At 38.6% G+C, this 19,586-nt stretch carries 17 protein-coding genes; 9 read left to right on the forward strand and 8 right to left on the reverse strand.

All coding sequences use genetic code 11. From position 1 onward, the window contains the following. The first annotated feature begins 2 nt into the window (after positions 1-2). The 6 genes from BUB03_RS12380 to BUB03_RS12405 all read left to right on the forward strand — a co-directional run bounded on the left by BUB03_RS12380 (position 3) and on the right by BUB03_RS12405 (position 3,932). A complete protein-coding gene (locus BUB03_RS12380) occupies positions 3-845 on the forward strand; it encodes a hypothetical protein (RefSeq protein WP_073063498.1) in 843 nt (280 codons plus the stop codon). Then, positions 826-1,098, forward strand: coding sequence for a hypothetical protein (locus BUB03_RS12385; protein ID WP_073063499.1), 273 nt, complete (start codon positions 826-828; stop codon positions 1,096-1,098). Before BUB03_RS12380 ends, BUB03_RS12385 begins: the two co-directional genes overlap by 20 nt. A gap of 11 nt (positions 1,099-1,109) precedes the next feature. Continuing rightward, on the forward strand, positions 1,110-2,684 hold the full coding sequence (locus tag BUB03_RS12390; protein ID WP_073063501.1) for a DNA/RNA non-specific endonuclease: 1,575 nt from the start codon (positions 1,110-1,112) through the stop codon (positions 2,682-2,684). A 4-nt stretch (positions 2,685-2,688) separates the two neighbouring features. Continuing rightward, the gene (locus BUB03_RS12395; protein ID WP_073063503.1) at positions 2,689-3,033 is read left to right on the forward strand and encodes an immunity protein YezG family protein; all 345 of its coding nucleotides are present in this window, start codon (positions 2,689-2,691) and stop codon (positions 3,031-3,033) included. Between the two features lie 93 nt (positions 3,034-3,126). Continuing rightward, complete coding sequence (locus BUB03_RS12400; protein WP_073063505.1) at positions 3,127-3,474, forward strand: immunity protein YezG family protein; 348 nt, start codon at positions 3,127-3,129, stop codon at positions 3,472-3,474. Positions 3,475-3,605: 131 nt separating this feature from the next. After that, positions 3,606-3,932 carry an immunity protein YezG family protein gene (locus BUB03_RS12405; RefSeq protein ID WP_228417882.1) on the forward strand — a complete coding sequence of 109 codons (327 nt, stop codon included), beginning with the start codon at positions 3,606-3,608 and terminating at the stop codon, positions 3,930-3,932. Positions 3,933-3,965: 33 nt separating this feature from the next. Here the strand turns inward: BUB03_RS12405 and BUB03_RS12410 are convergent, their stop codons facing one another. Then, positions 3,966-5,306 carry a hypothetical protein gene (locus BUB03_RS12410; RefSeq protein ID WP_175547503.1) on the reverse strand — a complete coding sequence of 447 codons (1,341 nt, stop codon included), beginning with the start codon at positions 5,304-5,306 and terminating at the stop codon, positions 3,966-3,968. Between the two features lie 307 nt (positions 5,307-5,613). Continuing rightward, on the reverse strand, positions 5,614-6,171 hold the full coding sequence (locus BUB03_RS12415) for a DNA-3-methyladenine glycosylase I (protein ID WP_073063512.1): 558 nt from the start codon (positions 6,169-6,171) through the stop codon (positions 5,614-5,616). A gap of 135 nt (positions 6,172-6,306) precedes the next feature. Between BUB03_RS12415 and BUB03_RS12420 the strand changes: the two genes are divergently transcribed. Together BUB03_RS12420 and BUB03_RS12425 are read left to right on the forward strand one after the other, a co-directional pair. Next, entirely contained in the window at positions 6,307-6,606 is a 300-nt protein-coding gene (locus BUB03_RS12420) for a hypothetical protein (protein WP_040999076.1), read from the forward strand. Positions 6,607-6,727: 121 nt separating this feature from the next. Beyond that, on the forward strand, positions 6,728-7,540 hold the full coding sequence (locus BUB03_RS12425; RefSeq protein WP_040999074.1) for an enoyl-ACP reductase FabI: 813 nt from the start codon (positions 6,728-6,730) through the stop codon (positions 7,538-7,540). Positions 7,541-7,704: 164 nt separating this feature from the next. On the opposite strand, the gene BUB03_RS12430 is transcribed toward BUB03_RS12425, so the two are convergent. From BUB03_RS12430 to BUB03_RS12455, 6 genes are all read right to left on the reverse strand, one after another. After that, the gene (locus BUB03_RS12430; RefSeq protein ID WP_073063513.1) at positions 7,705-9,144 is read right to left on the reverse strand and encodes a glycoside hydrolase family 30 protein; all 1,440 of its coding nucleotides are present in this window, start codon (positions 9,142-9,144) and stop codon (positions 7,705-7,707) included. A gap of 42 nt (positions 9,145-9,186) precedes the next feature. After that, positions 9,187-9,996, reverse strand: a complete 810-nt coding sequence (locus tag BUB03_RS12435; protein ID WP_073063515.1) for a glycoside hydrolase family 16 protein — start codon at positions 9,994-9,996, stop codon at positions 9,187-9,189. Between the two features lie 74 nt (positions 9,997-10,070). Continuing rightward, entirely contained in the window at positions 10,071-12,293 is a 2,223-nt protein-coding gene (locus BUB03_RS12440) for a glycoside hydrolase family 3 N-terminal domain-containing protein (protein WP_073063517.1), read from the reverse strand. A gap of 9 nt (positions 12,294-12,302) precedes the next feature. Continuing rightward, positions 12,303-13,730, reverse strand: a complete 1,428-nt coding sequence (locus tag BUB03_RS12445) for a glycoside hydrolase family 30 protein (RefSeq protein WP_040999067.1) — start codon at positions 13,728-13,730, stop codon at positions 12,303-12,305. 3 nt (positions 13,731-13,733) lie between these two features. Continuing rightward, the gene (locus BUB03_RS12450) at positions 13,734-15,284 is read right to left on the reverse strand and encodes a RagB/SusD family nutrient uptake outer membrane protein (protein ID WP_073063792.1); all 1,551 of its coding nucleotides are present in this window, start codon (positions 15,282-15,284) and stop codon (positions 13,734-13,736) included. Positions 15,285-15,296: 12 nt separating this feature from the next. Continuing rightward, on the reverse strand, positions 15,297-18,215 hold the full coding sequence (locus BUB03_RS12455; protein WP_073063518.1) for a SusC/RagA family TonB-linked outer membrane protein: 2,919 nt from the start codon (positions 18,213-18,215) through the stop codon (positions 15,297-15,299). Between the two features lie 176 nt (positions 18,216-18,391). On the opposite strand from BUB03_RS12455, the gene BUB03_RS12460 reads away from it, so the two are divergent. Beyond that, the gene (locus tag BUB03_RS12460) at positions 18,392-19,579 is read left to right on the forward strand and encodes an MFS transporter (RefSeq protein ID WP_073063519.1); all 1,188 of its coding nucleotides are present in this window, start codon (positions 18,392-18,394) and stop codon (positions 19,577-19,579) included. Positions 19,580-19,586 lie beyond the last annotated feature (7 nt).

A 19,586-nucleotide genomic window follows, 5' to 3' on the forward strand; every position in this document is an offset into this window, starting at 1 on the left:
TCATGCAAATTAATATAGAAAACAAGGGCGAATACCGGAAGTATACTTTTCTCAGAGAAGAAAGATATCAGTTCCAGGGTCTCCGCAACGAAAATTATATCGAAGCAGAGCTCAAAGTCACCCTATCTTCCATTGAAAATGACAAACCTGTCTTTACAGTTGAAATGCCATTGTATAAGCAATCCAACAAAGACGGGATGTATAAATGGGTGGGAGATCTGCATGAGCTGAGAGAAAAAATAGTATGCACACTGGATGAAAACGGACAACTCGGAAAGATCATCAATTTAACTGATATACAGAATAAATGGCGCGAAATAAAACCTAAAATCATTCTGAAGCACAGAAGTGAACAATATCGCGAAATTTTTATTAAAGGAGTGGAAGAACTTCTGGAAGACGGAAACCGCCTTGCTGAAGCCTTACGTTTTGCAATGCCCTACCAGCTTCTTTTTCCGGGAATTCATTTCAAGGAATTTAAGAAAAATCAGATCATCAACGGATATCGTGAGATTCCCAATTTTATTGCCGCTAAAAGTGTTCCTATTACTACTGAAGAAAGAATTTCAGAATTGGAAGACGGCAGGTACCAGATTGATGTAAAAGGAAGTATCGATGAAAATAATTTTGAACAGGATAAAGTAACAGCAATGATCCGTATTTTGAAGAACCGCCCGCGTGTTCCGACACTTCTTCAACTTAATTATATGGAACGCTATCTTCTGGAAGAATGGCCATGGTCTGAACAGAGCATGTGTATGAGTCTTGCGCAGATTCCCGGCACTTTATACCGTGAAGAAAAAAATATTTTAAAAGCCGCCGCTCATGACCATTCCCCTGCTTGATATTGTTTTCCAGAATGACCGCTACTATCTTCTTTTTGATGATGAGCGGATCCTGCAAGCTATGGATACCCGTGAATGGTATGTATATGCAGAAGAAGAATATATATGTTCTATTAAGAATTGTAAAGTTTCGGAGCTATTGAAAGTTCCGGGTAAGATTTTTCTGGAAACCCAGGAAAACCTGAATAAACTGGAAAATATTTTCAGAAAATTGAAAAATGTAGTCCTGAGCTCAGATAAAATTAACCACTAAATCATCGCATTATGGCAAAAAAATACGTACCCGAAGGTGCCTTTTTAGCTTGCGACAAAGGAACAAGTCCATCTACCCTAAGGGTTAGCAACAATAAAAACACGACCATCTATAGTGTTCCCATGGCTTCTGAACTGGATTTTCTTCCTTTTTTCAATATCAAACCCATGGGGCTCTGCACCAATCCTTTGAAATGGGCAACGGGAGTTTCATGTCTGCCGACTATTGTTACAGGATGGCAGCAGCCAAAGGATGGGGTAAAAATCAATGGCAGCAGGATGCTTTTGGAAGATTCCTTCTGTAATTGTATATTTGGTGGAAAGATCAATATTTTCTTTGATAGAGCTGCCGCGGTATCATATGGTGTCGGAGAGGGAAAAATGCCCACCGACTATATTAAAGAAGGATTTGACTGGGTTGCCGATCAAAATAAAAAAAGCCGTGAAATGCGGGACCAGATGCTCCCGGACTGGATGAAACCTGTAACAGGGGTCGGCGACTGGTTCAATGATCTGGGTACAGGATTGGTAGAAGGTGCTGTAAACGGAGTCGTTGGTTTGGGTGAAACTATCTATCAGGTTGGCCAGGATCCTGTGGGTACAGCTGAAGCATTGGGCGGAATGGTAAGTGACGGCTGGAATGCCACTACCAAAGGGCTTGAAAATGCATGGGACTGGGCGAGCAAAGGAGATAACTGGGCAAATGCCGCAGAAGGAGCCTGGAACTGGGCCAGTGACGGACAAAACTGGGCCGATGCCGGAAATGCAGCCTGGGAAGGCACCAAAAATGCAGCAGGCTGGGTTGCTGAAAACCCTAGAAAGATTGGCACAACGGTAGGAGAATTTGTTCCTGATGCAGTAGCCGCGGTATATTCCGGAGGAACTTCATTAGCTGCAACTGCCGGAAAAACAGTATTAAAAGAAGGAGCTGAAGCTGTTGTGGAAAAGACCGTTAAGGAAGTTGCTGAAGAAGCTGTGGAACAAGGAGTAAAGAAAGGAGCAGATGATGTAGTAGAAGCCGGTGCCAAAAAAGGAATTGCGGAAACAATGGAGCAACTCGCCAAAAAAGAAGGCGGGGATATTGCTAAGGTTACAGATGGTGTTGCAGACGATATAATAGAGTTAGCTCCAGGTTCAAAAGGAAACTGGAATAAAGCATTGAACGGAACATTGAAACCAAATTCTAAATATAAAGTTGGGGACAAAATTTATGAAACAGATGAACTTGGAAGGGTAAACAGAGTTTCTGGAAAATTAGAGTTAGGAAAAATTGGCAGAAATGGATATCAACAAGGAAAATCTGTAACTTTAAAGGGTGGAACTAAAGGTGTTGATGAAGGAGGTCACTTGATAGGTCATCAATTTAAAGGAGCAGGAGAGCAAATCAACTATGTTCCGATGAAAGGAACATTAAACCAGGGAGCATGGAAAAAGATGGAAGCTGACTGGGCAAAAGCTTTGAAAGACGGTAAAAATGTTGAGGTCGATATGAAGCCTATATATCAAGGTACCAGCCAAAGGCCGGTAGGTTTTAAAGTTACAGAAACTATAAATGGGGTAAAGAAAACTTATAATTATATAAATTAAAAATATGAAAACAGTTGACGAAATTTATGGCTCTATAGCCAATAATATTAATTCTGTAATTAACGAAGAATGGATTAAGGCAGAGTTAAATATAGAAGCTATTGGAGAAATGGCCAGTTTTACAGGAAATTATATTAACAGTAATAATGAAAAAAAGCAAATTGATGTTGATGAGTTCGATTTTCAATTAACATTTGATATTTTAGAGCTTCACAAAATAACAACTGAAGATGGCAGTAACAAGTGGAATAAAGCTATTTTTACCTTACAATCAGACGGAGAGTTTGATATGCAGTTTATCTGGGATCAGGAGCTGCATGATGAAGTAGTAAGATTATCAAAAGAATAAAATAAAAGGGTTTCAAATTGGAACCCTTTTTTAAGTTTATACAAAAAGATAATAATCATCGTTACAGATAATACTTCTTTAAAAATAAATATTATGACAGTAGATGAAATTTATTTAAACATTGGACGAAGCATAGTAAATGCTATAGAGGATGAAAGTTGGAGTGAGGCAAAATTAAATATCGAAGTTGTAGGAACAGGTGTGGTAAGCTACAATGGAGAATATACAACGGATAATAATGAAGTAAAAAACATATCTGTAAGAAATATTTCCAGAGATATTAGAAATTGGATCAGAGAATTACACGATATTACGACAGAAGGAGATAGTAATAAATGGAATAAGGCCATTTTTAATCTAAATGCACAAGGCAAATTTAACATGGAATTTATCTGGGATCAGGAACTGCACGATGAAATAGTAAGATTATCAAAAGAATAGAATAATATAGAGGGCTTCAATTTTTGAACCCCTTTTAAGTTTTATTGACAAAAAATGCTGAAAGTCAAGAAAATGCAAACCTCATTGCAAATTTTGCTTCTTAAAAATTTAAATTTATAACAGTTGACGAAATTTATGGCTCTACAGCCAATAATATTAATTCTGTAATTAACGAAGAATGGATTAAAGCAGAGTTAAATATAGAAGCTGTTGGAGAAATGGCTAGTTTTACAGGAAATTATATCAACAGCAATAATGAAAAAAAGCAAATCGATGTTGATGAATTTGATTTTCAATTAACATTTGATATTCTGGAGCTTCACAAAATAACAACTGAAGATGATAGTAACAAATGGAATAAAGCTATTTTTTCCTTACAATCAGACGGAGAGTTTGATATGCAGTTTATCTGGGATCAGGAGCTGCATGATGAAGTAGTGAGATTATCAAAAGAATAGAATAAAAGGGTTTCAATTGAAACCTTTTTTAGCTTAAAACTCATTAATCATCACATAAAAATGTCCGGAATACAAGCTTTCAGCCCCGCCTGAGATATTGGTAAGATTAATTGTAACACTCGTAGTAGAAGTCATTCTTGGATTGGATATTGAAAAAGAACTGTTCCCGGCAAAATCATCTGCAGGAGAAACTACAATTGCTGCTCTTGTAGAAGCCGGCTGCATATTCGCAGGAATAGGAATCTCGAGTGTAACAGATTTTCCGTGGGGAAGATTATTCACAGAAACCGATGGCCAGGCTTCAAAACTGATCTGGTTTTTTTGTATACTCCCCTTCTCGCCTAATTTATATTGGCCGTTTACATCTAATTTAGCAGAAGTATTGGGAGTTGCTGTACCTATTCCAATATTGGCATTATTGTTTCCGAGGATAATTGCATTGGCCTGAGAAGTTGCTGCTTCATATCCTATTGCTGTAGAAAACTGCCCTGCGGCATTTGCACCCGAACCTATCGCTGTAGAATTCTGGTTATTGGTGAGTGCATTATACCCTACTGCTGTTTCGCTATTGGAGTTTGTTTTGGCATTATACCCAACCGCAATAGACTGAAACCCAGACGCTGTTGAATTCTTCCCCAATGCCGTAGCATCATTCATTGTTGTTTTGGCATTAAAGCCCAATGCAATTGATTGAAATCCTGCCGCTTCAGCATTATTTCCTACAGCCATAGCTTCATTGGCTGATACTTTAGCATTAAATCCTACAGCTGTTGACTGATAACCGGAAATCTGAGTATTTGCTCCCACTGCTACCGATTCATTAGCTGTTACAGAGGTATTCATTCCAATCGCTATTCCCTGGTAGGCACTGCTGGAGTTACCAAGGGCAATCCCGTTTTGTTCAGCCTTAGCTCCATTGCCAAAGCTTATTGAGTTATTCACTCCCAATCTTCCCATTGCAACAGAATTCACTTTGAAGACAAGATCATCCATAGTGTTGGTCCCTAAAGAAAGATTGGTATTGGCTCCGCCATAACTACCACTATTGGTGGCTGAAGTATTCCATCCCGAAAACGGAGCTATATTTCCACCACTGCCTCCGTTTGTTCCGTTGCCAGCACCGGTAGACAGCATATTCCATCTCGATTTGCTCCAGTAATAAATACCTGCTTCTGTCAGCGATCCTGTTCCGTTATTCCATACCATCAGCCCTTCAGCCGGATTTGGAATTGTTGCCTCATCTGTAATTGATCTTAAAGATACACTTGGAAAAAGTACACCTTTGTTTTTTGAACTGATTTCCAGCATAGCAGAAGAATCCGGACTAGGAGTTCCTATCCCCACCTGTGCGTATATAAATTGATTAAAAAACAAAAAAAGAAGAAACAGTTGAAGTCTGCTGATATTATGCATTGCCTAATTACTAATAGTTATTTTTTGAGGCCGCAAATATACGAATTTATTTAAAAATAGTGTTATTCTTTATTAATTTCACAAACAAACACACTTAACAGTGAATAAGCAGTTATTTAATCACTATTAGTTGAAACATTTTCTCTTATTAAATGAGCTACAACCCTTTACTGATCTCATATAACAGATTTGATAACAGCCAAAAACCAATTATCAAATTACAATTTATATAAAAAACATCACCAAAAATTGAATAAAATACAATAAACTAATCTCTGATAAAACAGCTTTCAATATGATCATTTACCATTCCGGTTGCCTGCATGTGAGCATAAACAACGGTAGACCCCATAAACTTAAAACCTCTTTTCTTAAGATCTTTGGACAACGCATCTGAAATTTCCGTAACGGCCGGAACATCGCTTAATACTTTAGGCCGGTTATCCAATGGTTTTCCTCCCACAAAACCCCAGATATATTTTGAAAAGCTTCCAAATTCTTTCTGGATTTCCTGAAACCTTTGTGCATTGGTTACTGTTGCGTTTATTTTTAGGCGGTTCCTAATAATTCCGGGATCATTCATAAGTTCTTCAATCTTCTCTTCCGTATACAGAGCAATTTTTTTATAATCAAAATGATCAAAAGCTTTTCTGAAATTCTCTCTTTTAGAAAGAATAGTGTACCAGCTCAGGCCTGCCTGAAAGCTTTCAAGAATCAGGAATTCAAAAATAGTGTCATCATCATAAACGGGCCGCCCCCATTCTTCATCATGATATTTACGGTAGAGATCATCTTTTTCGCACCAGCCACAGCGTATTTTTTCCATTAGCGTAATTTTAGATTAAAGATAAGTGTGATTTGGAAAAGTATAACAAAAGATTATGAAAATTTTAACAGTGGTCCCGGGTTTTAGGAATAGTTCTTGTTTATTTACTGGTACACAACAATAAAATATTATATTATGAACAATTCAGAATACAACAAAGCGGAAAATGCAGTAAACAACACGGAAAACTCTTTAAAAAATGCAGCGGACAATGCGAAATGGAAAATTGAAGATCTTGCAGACAGAGCTAAAGATTATATCAATGAAAAAAGAAACAATGATGAAGAAGCCCAGCAGGAAGACTGGTTTGAAAAAGTAAAGAACAATGCAGCTGATGCCTGGGATGATATCAAAGATAAAGCAAACGAAGCCTGGGAAAAAACCAAAGATGCTGCAGAGGATGTAAAAGCAGAATGGAATAAGAAAACCAATTAAAATTTCAGTTATATAAATATTTTCAAGAAAATGGAGTCTTAAATGAATAAGGCTCCATTTTTATTATGTCGCAAACACAAATTATTGCTACATTTGTATTTAAAATAAACATTAAAAAATTATGTCATACGGTTTACTTAAAGGCAAAAAGGGAATTATTTTTGGAGCCCTTAATGAGCAATCTATCGCATGGAAAGTTGCAGAAAGATGTCATGAAGAAGGTGCTGAATTTATCTTATCAAACGCCCCTATTGCTTTGAGAATGGGAGAACTTAATGGTTTAGCAGAAAAAACAGGATCTGAGGTGATAGCTGCAGATGCTACTTCTATAGAAGATCTTGAAAAACTTTTTGATGCCGCGGTTGCAAAATTTGGAAAAATCGACTTTATCCTTCACTCTATCGGAATGTCTATCAACGTTAGAAAAGGAAAACATTATACAGAAATGAATTACGACTGGTTGGAAAAAGGTTGGGATATCTCCGCTGTTTCTTTCCATAAAGTAATGCGTGTGGCTTGGGAGAAAGACTGTATGAACGAATGGGGAAGTATTTTGGCCCTTACTTATATTGCAGCTCAGAGAACATTCCCGGATTATAACGATATGTCCGATAACAAAGCTTACCTTGAAAGCATTGCAAGAACTTTCGGAAACTATTGGGGTGAAAGAAAAGTACGTGTAAACACTGTTTCACAATCTCCAACTATGACCACTGCAGGGAGCGGTGTGAAAGGCTTCGGAGGATTCCTGGGTTATGCAGAAGATATGTCTCCTCTAGGAAATGCTACAGCTTTAGAGTGTGCAGACTATTGTGTTACTCTATTCTCTGATCTTACCAAGAAAGTAACGATGCAGAACCTTTTCCATGATGGCGGTTTCAGCAGTTCAGGAGTTACCCAGAAAGTGATCAGTAAATATGATCTTGAAAATTAATGATCGTTTCAAATAAAAATATCAGTTAAAATTGCGGCGTACCAAGGTACGCCGCAATTTTATTTTTAAAAAGTATATTATTGCAGAGGTTAATAAGCATTGCTTATAATGAAACCGGCGGCCTCTTCGAGGCCGCCGGTTCTATAAAAATAATCAATATGAAGTTACAGGATAACAGTCTGGATAGAATGTGCCGGAGCAGATAATTTGGCAGACATTCCTTCAATCCAGAGATTGGTTTCAATATCATTTTCGGAGTCGTTCATAATTACGGTAACCAGCTGGCCGTTTTCATTCATGAAAGTTGTGGATGTAAGCGCAGCCCTGTTCGAAGAGTTTCCTATTCTCTGCGCATTGGGCTTGATGAATTTTGAAACATGTCCTACATAATAATATTCGTAGGTGTAATGTACTTCTCCTGTTTTGGTATCAGCAATGATAGGGGCAAAACAGAAATTGCCAACATGGTTCGGACCTCCGGTTTCATCAAGCAGTACATTCCAGTCGGTCCATAAAGCGGTTCCTTTATTGAAATCATTCAGCATATTCCTTCCGTATAATTCTCCTAAGCTCACATCATAAATTCCGGACATTTTGAATTGTTCTTTGCAGCCTTCGGTAAAAGCCAGGAATTTATCCGGGAAAGCTCTCTGGGTTTCTGATAAATTATCGAAAAGCTGGGTTTTATTATTCCAGGTTTCGTACCAGTGGTAGCCGATTCCGCTGGCATATTTTGAGGTTTCAGGATCACTTAAAGTGGTGGTTGCTCTTTGGTAAATCAGATCTCTGTTATGGTCCCAGATCATTACTTTCTTGTCTTTGTAACCGTTTTTCCAAAGAGTTGGGCCTAAATTGTTTTTAAGGAATTCACCTTCTTCCTCCGCAGTATAAATACAGGATTCCCAGGTTTGGGTGGCCATTGGCTCGTTCTGTACAGTCAGACCCCAGATATTAATTCCTCTTTTTTCGTATTCTTTGATGAACTTAATATAATAATCTGCCCAGGTCTGGTAATATTGGTTTTCAAGTCTTCCTCCTTTGTAAAGGCTTTTATTGGATTTCATCCATGCCGGCGGACTCCAAGGGGAAAAGTAAAAAGTAAAATCTTTCCCGATTGCTTTCTGGGCTTCTTTGATCATCGGAATTTTATACTTTTCGTCGTGGGTAATATTGAAAGTCTTCAAAGAAGTATCATTATCCTGAACATAGGTATAGGAATCGCTGGAAAAGTCACAGGAGTTCATGTTGGTACGAACTACTGTATAGCCTAATCCGTTTTTTCCAAAGTATGCTTCTATAATTTCTTTCTGCTTGTTCTTTGGCAGTTTATAAAAGGTTTCTGCAGAGGCATCTGTTATGGCACCTCCTATTCCTATCAGCTTCTGGTATTTAAAATCCGGATCTACGAAAATACACGCATCCGTTTCCTTCGGCTGACCGAATTTCTCAAACTTAACAATTCCTTTGTCGGCCATTTTTTCATTAGTCTTGGAACTTGTTAAGATGACTTTCGCTGTTTTTCCTGCATTCTTTTTCCAATAGTTTTGTGCGTTAGCATTTAGAAATACGCCTATTGTCAAACAGCTCACAATTAGTTTTTTCATAATTTTTTTTCTTTCTTTTTTGGGCAAAAAGCCCTCTCTTCATTATTTATTTTGATAAACCCTTACATAGTCTATATAATATTTTTGCGGAAATATACTATCGTCTATTCCTTCTTTTCCGCCCCAGAAACCACCTACCGCCAGATTTAAAATAATAAAATAAGGCTGATCGAAAGGCCATGATCCATAAGTTTTCTCCTTATTTTCATAAGTAAAGAACTTCTGCCCGTCAATGGAAACCTCTATTTTCTCCGGTGTCCAGTCTGCTTTATATACATGGAATTTTTCGCTTACGTCTTTTACAATCATGGTATCTGTTTTCTGCGTTCCCTGAATATGATTGTATTTCTTAGTATGAACTGAGGCATGAACATAGCCCTGATTAAACCCTACATGCTCCATGATATCCAGCTCCCCATCATCCGGCCACTGTTTCATTTTTTCGCTCATCATCCATATAGCGGGCCAGGTTCCCCGGCCTTTGGGAAGTTTTGCCCTTACCTCTACAGTACCATATTGGAAGGAAAATTTCCCTTTGGTCAAAAGTCTTGCAGAGGTATATTTGTTCTTTTCCCAGTTTTCTTTTCTGGCTTCAATCACCAGGTTTCCGTTTTCCAACCGGGCATTTTCAAGCCTGTTTTTTGTATAAAACTGCGCTTCCTCATTGCCATAACCGTCTCCTCCCACGTCATAATTCCATTTCGATGAATCTGGAAGCCCTGTTCCGTTAAATTCGTCGCTCCAGATCAGTTTTTTGCCCCGCTCAGGTTTATTTGAGGCACAGCCTGCGACAGAAAAAAGTAATATCCCTGCTGTACAGAACTGAATGATATTTCGGGATTTTATTTTCATGAATAATGATTAGGTTTTGGCTAAAGCCGTTGTTATATTTTTCATTAAGTGGGCTGAAGCCCGCTCCTATTGAATTATTTACTCCAATTGATTCTTTTGGTCTGAACATCCCTGGAGTTGGTTCCGACCATAATATCGAATTCTCCGCTTTCCCAATCATAATTCAGGTCATTATCAAAGAATTTCAGATCCTCCGGAGTGAGTTTGAAATCCACTTTCTTACTCTCTCCTTTTTTGATGAATATTTTCTGGAAACCTTTCAGTTCTTTTACAGGTCGTACTACTTTTCCAAAAAGATCCCTGATGTAAAGCTGTACGACTTCTTCACCGTCAAATTTCCCTGTATTGGAAACCGTTACGCTGATGTTTAAAGTCTGGTTTCCTTTAAGATCAGTGGAACTTAAGCTCATATCGGAATATTTAAAATCCGTATAACTCAATCCATATCCAAAAGGAAATTTAGGATCATTGTCTAAATTGATATAAGCGGAAACATAATTTCTGTCCGTATTATTTTTTGCAGGTCTTCCTGTATTGTAATGATTATAATAAACAGGAATCTGGCCTTCCGTTCTTGGGAAGCTCATCGGAAGTTTCCCGCCCGGGTTTACCGTTCCGAAAAGAACATCGGCAATGGAGTTTCCGGCTTCGGTTCCGAGCCACCAAGTATAAGCTATTGCCGGGATATTGTCTGCTGCCCAGTTAAAGATCAAAGGTCTTCCGGCATTGATCATTAAAACGATTGGTTTTCCTGTTTTAGCTATTTCTTTCAACAGTTCCTCCTGAACTCCCGAGAAACCGATACTGCTCCTGCTTTTCGCTTCACCGCTCATAGCGTGGCCTTCCCCTAAAGTCATGATCACTACATCTGCCTTTTTAGCTGTTTCTATCGCTTCTGCAAACATGGATTTGTCCTGGTCGTCTACGTTACAGCCTTTTGCATATAATAAGGTTGAATTTTTATCAAGCTGATTTTTTATTCCGTCAAACTGGGAAACTATTCTTTGGCTGTCATCTTTAAATGCAACAGACCAGAAACCGTGATTGGCAACAGTTTCTTTTCCGAAAGGCCCGATAAGCGCAACTGTCTTAATGTTTTTTGAAAGAGGAAGGATATTTCCTTTATTTTTTAAAAGAACAATACTTTTTGAACCGAATTCTCTTCCGAATTTTCTGTTTTCCTGATTATCGGTCTGCTCTTTCTGCCTTTTTTCGTTGCTGAACCTGTAAGGATCATCAAAAAGGCCCATTTCAAATTTTTTGGCTAAGATTCTTCCTGCTGCTTCATCCACAAGTTTTGGATCTACTTTACCTTCTTTCACCAGTTTTGGAAGTTCTGCCATGTAAACACGGCTTTCCATATCCATATCGCTACCACCTAAAATGGCTTTGTCAGCAGCTTCACCGGCATCTTTGGCATAGCCGTGAGGAATCATTTCCCCGATACTCCCCCAGTCTGAAACCACAAAGCCTTTATAGTTCCATTTTCCTTTTAACAGCTCTCTTTGAATATATTGGTTGGCTGTCGCAGGAATTCCGTTGATATCATTAAATGAATTCATGAATGTGGCTACTCCTGCTTCTGCCGCTGCTTTGAAAGGAGGCAGATAGGTTTCGTTCAATTGCCTCAAACTCATATCCACAGAATTGTAATCTCTTCCACCAACGGCTGCTCCATACGCTGCAAAATGCTTGGCACAGGCCATTACAGCATCAAGACTTCCTAAACCCTTCCCCTGAAAACCTTTAATCCTTGCCAATCCAATGCGGGTTCCCAGGTAGGTATCTTCGCCGGAACCTTCCATTACTCTTCCCCATCTTGGGTCTCTTGCGATGTCTACCATTGGCGCGAAGGTCCAGTGGATACCGTAAGCGGAAGCTTCTGTGGCTGCTATTCTTTCTGATTTTTCTATCATCGCCAGATCCCAGCTTGCTGCCTGTCCCAAATTGACGGGAAAGGTTGTTCTGTATCCATGGATTACGTCCTGTCCAAACAATAAAGGAATTTTCAGTCTCGATTGCTGGGTCAGTTTCTGAAATGCCCTGGTTTCTTCGGCACCGGCTACATTAAGCATAGAACCTACTTTTCCTTTTTTTATTTCTTCCAAAACTGCTGCAGAATTGGACTGCTGGGGTCCGGTAGCATATTCGAAGCCGCTGTACTGGACCATCTGCCCTACTTTCTCTTCCAATGTCATTTTAGACAGCAGTTCTACCACTTTCTGATCAATTGTTTTCTGTCCGCAGACATTCATTCCCAATGCCACAACTGCAAGTAAGAAATAAGCTTTTTTCATGATATTAAATTAAAAAACATAAGTCGCTGCCGATTTTCCTGAAAGGGTTACGGGAGCGGTCTTTCCGTTATATTTGATGTTAAAGTTTTCATCGGCACTGTTTGCATTCTGAACAATAAGCACTGTTTTTCCGGCAGGAGTTTTAAATGCTGCCGTAGAAATGGTTTCTGTTTGTGTAGAAGCAATACGCCGAGACCCTGCAGGGACAAATTTGGAAGCATGTGCAATGATGTAGTAGGAAACATTTCTGGTGAAATTTTCAGGGCCGGAAACGGTTATTGCTCCTTTACATTCTGTACAGCCTCCCTCAGTGTGAGGTTTGTACTGGGGATCATTGGCTACATTCCATTCCAAAGCGATACTGCTCCAGTTTCTCATTGAACCGATAATAACATTTTTAACATGCCAGTTAAGGTCTTCGTTAAAAGTTCCCTTTGAACCGGTCCATTGTTCGGTAAAATACAAATTTTTATCAGGAAAAGCATTATGCACCGTACTTAAGGCAGAAATATCTCCTTCGTACAAATGGAAAGCTGACCCGTCAATATACTGATAGGCTTCCGGATCTTTCAGAATATCAAGGACATATTCCGGTTTGTTACAGTTATGGTCATAAACCACAATTTTTGTTTTGATATTGTTGGCTTTAAAAACGGGACCTAAATAACCTTTAATAAAATCTCTTTGTTGCTCTGAAGGCATGTACAAGCTCGGATTGTTTCCGGGATGAAGAGGTTCATTCTGAGGGGTAATGGCATCAATAGTAATCCCTTCTTTCTTCATTCCCTGGATGTATTTTACAAAATATTCTGCGTACACTTTATAAAATTCAGGCTTCAGGCTTCCTCCTTTGGATTTTCCGTTATCTTTCATCCAAACCGGAGATGACCACGGAGCTGCAATAATTTTAATTTCAGGGTTAATCGTAAGGATTTCTTTCAGCATGGCGATCAGATCTTTATCTTTTGCCAGGCTGAATCTGGATAGCGTAGGATCTGTCTGGCCTTCCGGAAGATCATCATAGGAAAAAACTTCCCCGTCGAGATCGGAAGCACCGATACTAAGCCTCAGATAACTTACAGAAATTGAATTCTTATCTTTTCCGAAAAGCTCATTCAGAAGTGCTTTCCTTTTTAAAGGTGAAAGCCGGTTGATTACTTCAACACTACCTCCTGTCAGTGTATATCCAAAACCGTCAACATATTGAAACTTCTGAGTATCATCAATTTCAATATTCTGCCAGCTATTGGAATTTTTAACAAATTTAACAGGAGCCTGCTGCTGTAATTTTACACTTTCATTACCTTTCGTCAGCCAGGACTGAACATCATTTCCTTTATCTCCATTTACCGTAGCACATGATACAGGAAAAAGTACCACGCCGCAAAGCAGCGCAGTACCTTTAAAAAAGAAACTATATAAGTTGTGAAACTTCATGTTTTAGTAGCCTGGGTTTTGTTTTAAAGCGGTATTGGGCAATTCATTAAACGGAATAGGTAAAATTTCGTTTTTATTGCTTACAAACCCTTTGAATGCCAGCTTTGAAGGAGCATCACCCCATCTTACAAGATCAAACCATCTGTGCCCTTCTCCTGCAAGTTCTCTTCTCCTTTCATCTTTAATAGCCTGTAAAGAAACAGGAACTGACGGGAGACCTACTCTTGCTCTTACTGCATCTAAAAGAGCCTGGGCTCTTCCTCCGGTGCCCCCTAAGGCTTCCGCTTCCATCAGGTAAGTATCCGCAAGTCTTATGGCTATATAATTTTGTCTGAAATTCAGTTCTGCCGGCCCAGGAAGTGAACTTTTTAAATCGTTTGTAGGTAAATATTTATTCAGGAAATATCCGGTATCTGCATAAGCCGGACTGTAAGAAATTTTACCATCCGTCACTAGTTGTTTTGCATTGAAAACAGTAACGCTTAATCTTGGATCTCCCTGCATGAAATTAACGAAGTTATCCGTTACTGTATTGAAAGCCCATCCTGAATAGATATCCGGAGCGTTATTATTCGGAACATTTTTTAAAGAATAGGAACGAGGTCCTACCATTACATTAATAGAGTTTCCTTCATCTTTTCCCTGTCCCCAAAATCCCCAATCGGAATTTCCTTTGTTGGTATGCATTACTTCCAGGATAGATTCTGTTGAGAACTTGTATGGATCTGCTGTTTCAGGCCCTACCTTAAACAGATCTGCGTAGTTTGCCACGAGCTTATATCCGTATTGACTGGTTCCTCCGGGAGTTCCGTTGACTTCAGCAAACTGCTCCGCAGCCTGAGGCATTTTTTTATCATACAGATAAATCTTTCCTAATATTGCACGGGCTGTTCCCTGTGTAATCCGGCCTCTGTCATTACCACTGGCCGTCATCATTAGATCCGGAATTGCAGCAACGATATCCCCCTCTATCTGAAGATAAACTTCAGTTGGTTTTGCCTGCGGTATATTCCAGTAATCATCTCCAAACTGAATCGTTTTGAGAACTAACGGAATATTACCAAACATCCTTAACAGTTCGAAATAGTATAAGGAACGAAGCACTTTGGCCTCAGCAATATATCTTCTCTTAATATCTTCTCCCATAGTAGCTCCCGGAACTTTTTCGATCAACAGGTTAGCTCTTGCTATTCCCTGATAATAATCTTTCCAGTAACTCGCAGGCATTGTATTAGGATTGATTGTATAATTATTCATTCCCTGGATTCCGGCTCCGTCATTGGAATTTCCACCACCGGAATAAAAATCATCAGATCCTGCATTAAAGAATGTAACCGTATTCTCGAATCCACCTGAATATTTTCTTAAAACATCATATACGGAAACCAAAGCACTAAAAGACTGCTGTTCATTCTGAAAATACAGATCGGTATTAAAAGATCCTGAATTCTTTACATCATCAAGATATGAATCACTACAGGCAATATTGCTAAAACTAAGACCTGTAAGGAAAGTAACAGCAAGCCCTTTATATAAAATATTCTTATTTTTCATTTTATTCATTTATTAAAATTGGATATTAGCACCTAGCAAAAATGTTCTTGCTTGAGGATAGTAAGCTCTGTCAACTCCTATTATATCTTGCTCGGAATTGTTTCTTCCCGCAATTTCCGGATCGTAGCCCGTATATTTGGTGAAAGTAAAGACGTTTTCTCCTGTAATGTACAGTCTTACCTTATTCATTCCAAAACGGTTAGTAACGTCCTGAGGAAGTGTATATCCTAACTGAATAATTTTCAGACGGACATAATCTCCTTTCTGAAGATAATAACTTGACATCCAGGAATAGTTATGGTTAGGGTCATTTCTTGTAATTCTCGGGTTATCATTGGTTGAACCTTCCCCTGTCCATCGGTCTAAAACTTTTGTCTGATAATTGGCATCCAGCATATCCAATCTTCTTAAGCCCTGGAAAATCTTATTTCCGGCCTGTCCCTGTGCAAACATCATGAAATCGAAATTCTTGTAATTTAAATTAACCGTAAGTCCAAAAGTATATTTCGGGATAGAACTTCCTAAGTTTACTTTATCATTGTCATCAATTTTACCGTCTCCATTATTGTCCTGCCAGATGAAATCTCCTGGTTGAGCGTTGGCTAATAATTTAGTTCCATTGGCATTCACATAGGAATCAATTTGTGCCTGATTCTGGAAAACACCACTATATGTATATCCGTAAAAGGAACCGTAAGGCTGTCCTACTGCTACTCTGGATACAGCTCCCATAGTCTGGAAAGAAGCAAGGTTGAAATAGTCTATATCATCTTCCAATCTTAAAACTTTGTTTTTAATAGTGGCAAAGTTTCCGTTAACTGATATACTGAAATCTTGCCAGTTCTTTTTGTAACCTAATTCCAATTCAAGACCTGAGTTTTCCATATCTCCAACGTTTGCCCAAGGCAAATTAGGAACCCCTACATAGCCAGGAATGTTCACCTGTCTTAAGATATCGGATGTTTTCTTTTTGTACCAGTCTGCCGTAAAAGTGAAGTTATTGAAAAGCTTTAAATCCGCTGCGATATTCAGCTGGCTGGTCTCTTCCCATTTCAGGTTCGGATTCTCCAGAGTACTTGGTGCATACCCTATGATAATGTTGTTTCCTGCATTGGTATAGTTGCTTCCGGAAACCATGAAACTTGCAAATCTGAAGTTCTCCATTTCATCATTTCCTAAAACTCCGTAACCTCCTCTTAATTTTAAGTTATTAACCACTTTATTTTGCGGCCAGAAGTTTTCTTTATGAACATTCCAACCTAAAGACATGGATGGAAAAGTTCCCCAGTGCTGATTGGTAGCAAATTTTGATGAACCGTCTCTACGGATCGTTCCTGTAAATAAGTATTTATCAGCATAATCATAAATAACCCTTCCGAAATAGGATGCTTTACGGGTCTGAATTCCGTCCCACCCTGTAGCTGTAATATCATCCTGCGGGATATTAAAGTTGAAAGAAGCATCCTGCCAGTTATCAATAGGCAGATTGGTGTATGTTAAACTTGTTCCTCCGGAAATATTATAACGGTATACTCCTTGTCCAATCAATACACTTAAATTATGATTCCCGAATTTATTCTGATAGGTCAGTGTATTCTCCATGCTCCATTCGAACTTATTTTCGTCTACCTTATTCAGGCTGTTAAAGCTTGTATTGCTATAATTGGGACTTAAATAGTATTTCGGTGTAAAAGTACGGCTTCCCCAATAGGATTTCTTACCGTTAAGACTCGTTTTGAAGGTGAAATTTTTAAGGAATTTAAGCTCGGCAAAAACATTCCCTACAAAATCGTCCGACCAGTTGTAATTTCCCTGCTGAATATGCTTGAATGCTTGTGGATTGGTCATTTCCTGGTTTACATAGCGGGAAATTCCATACGGATTACCATTCTCGTCACGGATAATATATGGATTGGTATAGCCGCTGGGATCTACCATAGACCAGTCTGTAACAACTACCGGAGTTGTAGGATCTAAATTTACAGCTGAAGCTAACGGACCTCCAAATTCTTCATTGGCACTGATTCCCTGGGATTTTGTTCTCGTATAGGCAAAGGTTTGTCCTATGGTTAAGAAATCAGTTACCTTATGGGTTGAATTAAATCTGGCGTTGATTCTTTTATAGTAAGAAATATCACTCATTACAATACCTGTCTGATCAAAATACCCAAACGAAGTATAGTAGGTTGATTTTTCATTACCTCCGGTAATACTTACTTCATGAGAAGATTTTTCGCCGGTTCCGAAGATGGCATCCTGCCAGTTTGTTCCTTTTCCAAAAGATGAAGGGTTGGCGTATCTTGGTGCTTGTCCGTCATTGATAAAACCTTCATTGATGATGTTCGCATACTGAGTAGCATCTAAAAGATCTAGTTTTTTGGAAGTGTTTGAAAATCCATAAAACCCATTATAGGAAAGACTGAGTTTTCCTTTTTTTCCTTTTTTTGTTGTCACCAGAATTACCCCTTTTGCGGCAGAAACCCCATAGATAGCTGATGATGCTCCATCCTTCAGTACTTCCATACTTTCTATATCCGACTGGTTCAGCCATCCGATGTTATCTACCACAATACCATCCACTACCCATAAAGGGCTGTTACTCCCTGCTCCAAAACTTGTAATCCCACGCACCCTTACTGTAGCAGCAGCACCGGGCTGCCCGGAATTTGTCACAACGGAAACACCTGCAGCTCTACCCTGCAACACCTGCTCAGGCTTCCCTGCCGGAATGTTTTCGATATCGCTTGCTTTAATACTTGCAATAGCTCCGGTCACATTACTCTTTTTCTGGGTTCCGTAACCGATCACGATAACTTCTTCTATCTTATTCTCTTTCGGAACAGTGTCCTTCACGCTGGTCTGTGCATTAAAATTGGCTGTAAAATACAGCACGGCAACCAATCCCAGACTTCTTGATATTCTTCGATTCATATACAGTTAGTTTTTTAATTCTCAAATTGAGACAATAAAAATATATTTTTTTTTAAATAATTAACATTGTATTCACAATTATTTTAATTTTTCGTTTATTTTTGGGAGCTGAACGCATCATTTTATCTTCATAATTCATAAAAAAATCATAAAAAAACAATAAAAAAATCCCCAAAATGACAGCCAAGCTTTCCAAGATCTCCCTTCCTTTAAAACTTACCTTCCTTATTTTTTCAATGGTCTTGAACTGCATGGGCATTGTCATTCTTCAACTTTCGGAAGCCAATATCACTTATGAAAAGCTGGGTTTTTTAGAATCGTTCAAGGATCTTCCAATTGCATTTATTTCCCTTTTTGCGGTGAATTTTATAAGCAAAACCGGAACTAAAAAGGCATTGATTTCAGCTTTGGTCATTGTGGGAATCTCATCATGCTTCCTCCCGTTTATAGAAGATTTTTGGTTTTATAAGGTATGGTTTGCCATTATCGGGACTTGTTTTGCCGTAGGAAAGATTTGTGTTTTCGGGATCATCCGTAATAATATTTCAGATGAAAAGTCTCTTGCCAAAATGATGAACAGTGTAGAGGCTTCTTTCATGGTTGGTATTTTTGTAGTGAATACCGGTTTCGGATGGCTGATCTCCAGCCGCTATTCAGAATACTGGAAATTTGGATTCCTGTCTATATCCGTACTTTGTGCAGTAACGATATTTTTATTTTCAAAGCTGAATATTTCTGAAACCCAAAAAACAGACAGTAAAAGTCTTATTTCCGAGCTGTCAGTATTTGCAAAGCCAGCAACGGTTATATTTCTCTTTGTCATCTTTTTCATTGTATTTGTGGAACAGGGGTTTAATTCGTGGCTGCCTTCATTTTACAAAAATCATCTGAACGTCAATTCATTTTTTGCTTTGCAGGCTACTTCATTTCTTGCCCTTTTTTCTTACGCGGGAAGAACGCTTACGGCCAACATCATTCAGAGGTTTTCTTTGTCAAGGTATTATATTTTGTGTCTCTTTTTAATTATTGCGGTTCTGATGATCATTTTAGGAATTCAGTATTTTGATTCTGTGAATTCCAGAATTATTTTGTTTTTATTTCCTGTCATCGGGCTTTTTCTGGCACCGCTCTACCCTGTTGTCAATTCAAAAATGATTGCACAGATTGATAAAGAAAAAATCAACCTGTTTACTTCACTTATTGTTATTTTTTCATCATTGGGAAGTTCTGTAAGCTCTATTATCATGGCAGTCCTGTTTGAGAAACGGCTGTTGAATTACTATCCCATGTACATTTTAATGGCTGTTTGTGTGCTTTTTACAGTGAGTTTGATATATTTTAGGTTGACAGCAAAGAAATTATAGAAAATAA

Source organism: Chryseobacterium oranimense (assembly GCF_900129755.1).
In the GTDB taxonomy this organism is placed as follows: domain Bacteria; phylum Bacteroidota; class Bacteroidia; order Flavobacteriales; family Weeksellaceae; genus Chryseobacterium; species Chryseobacterium oranimense.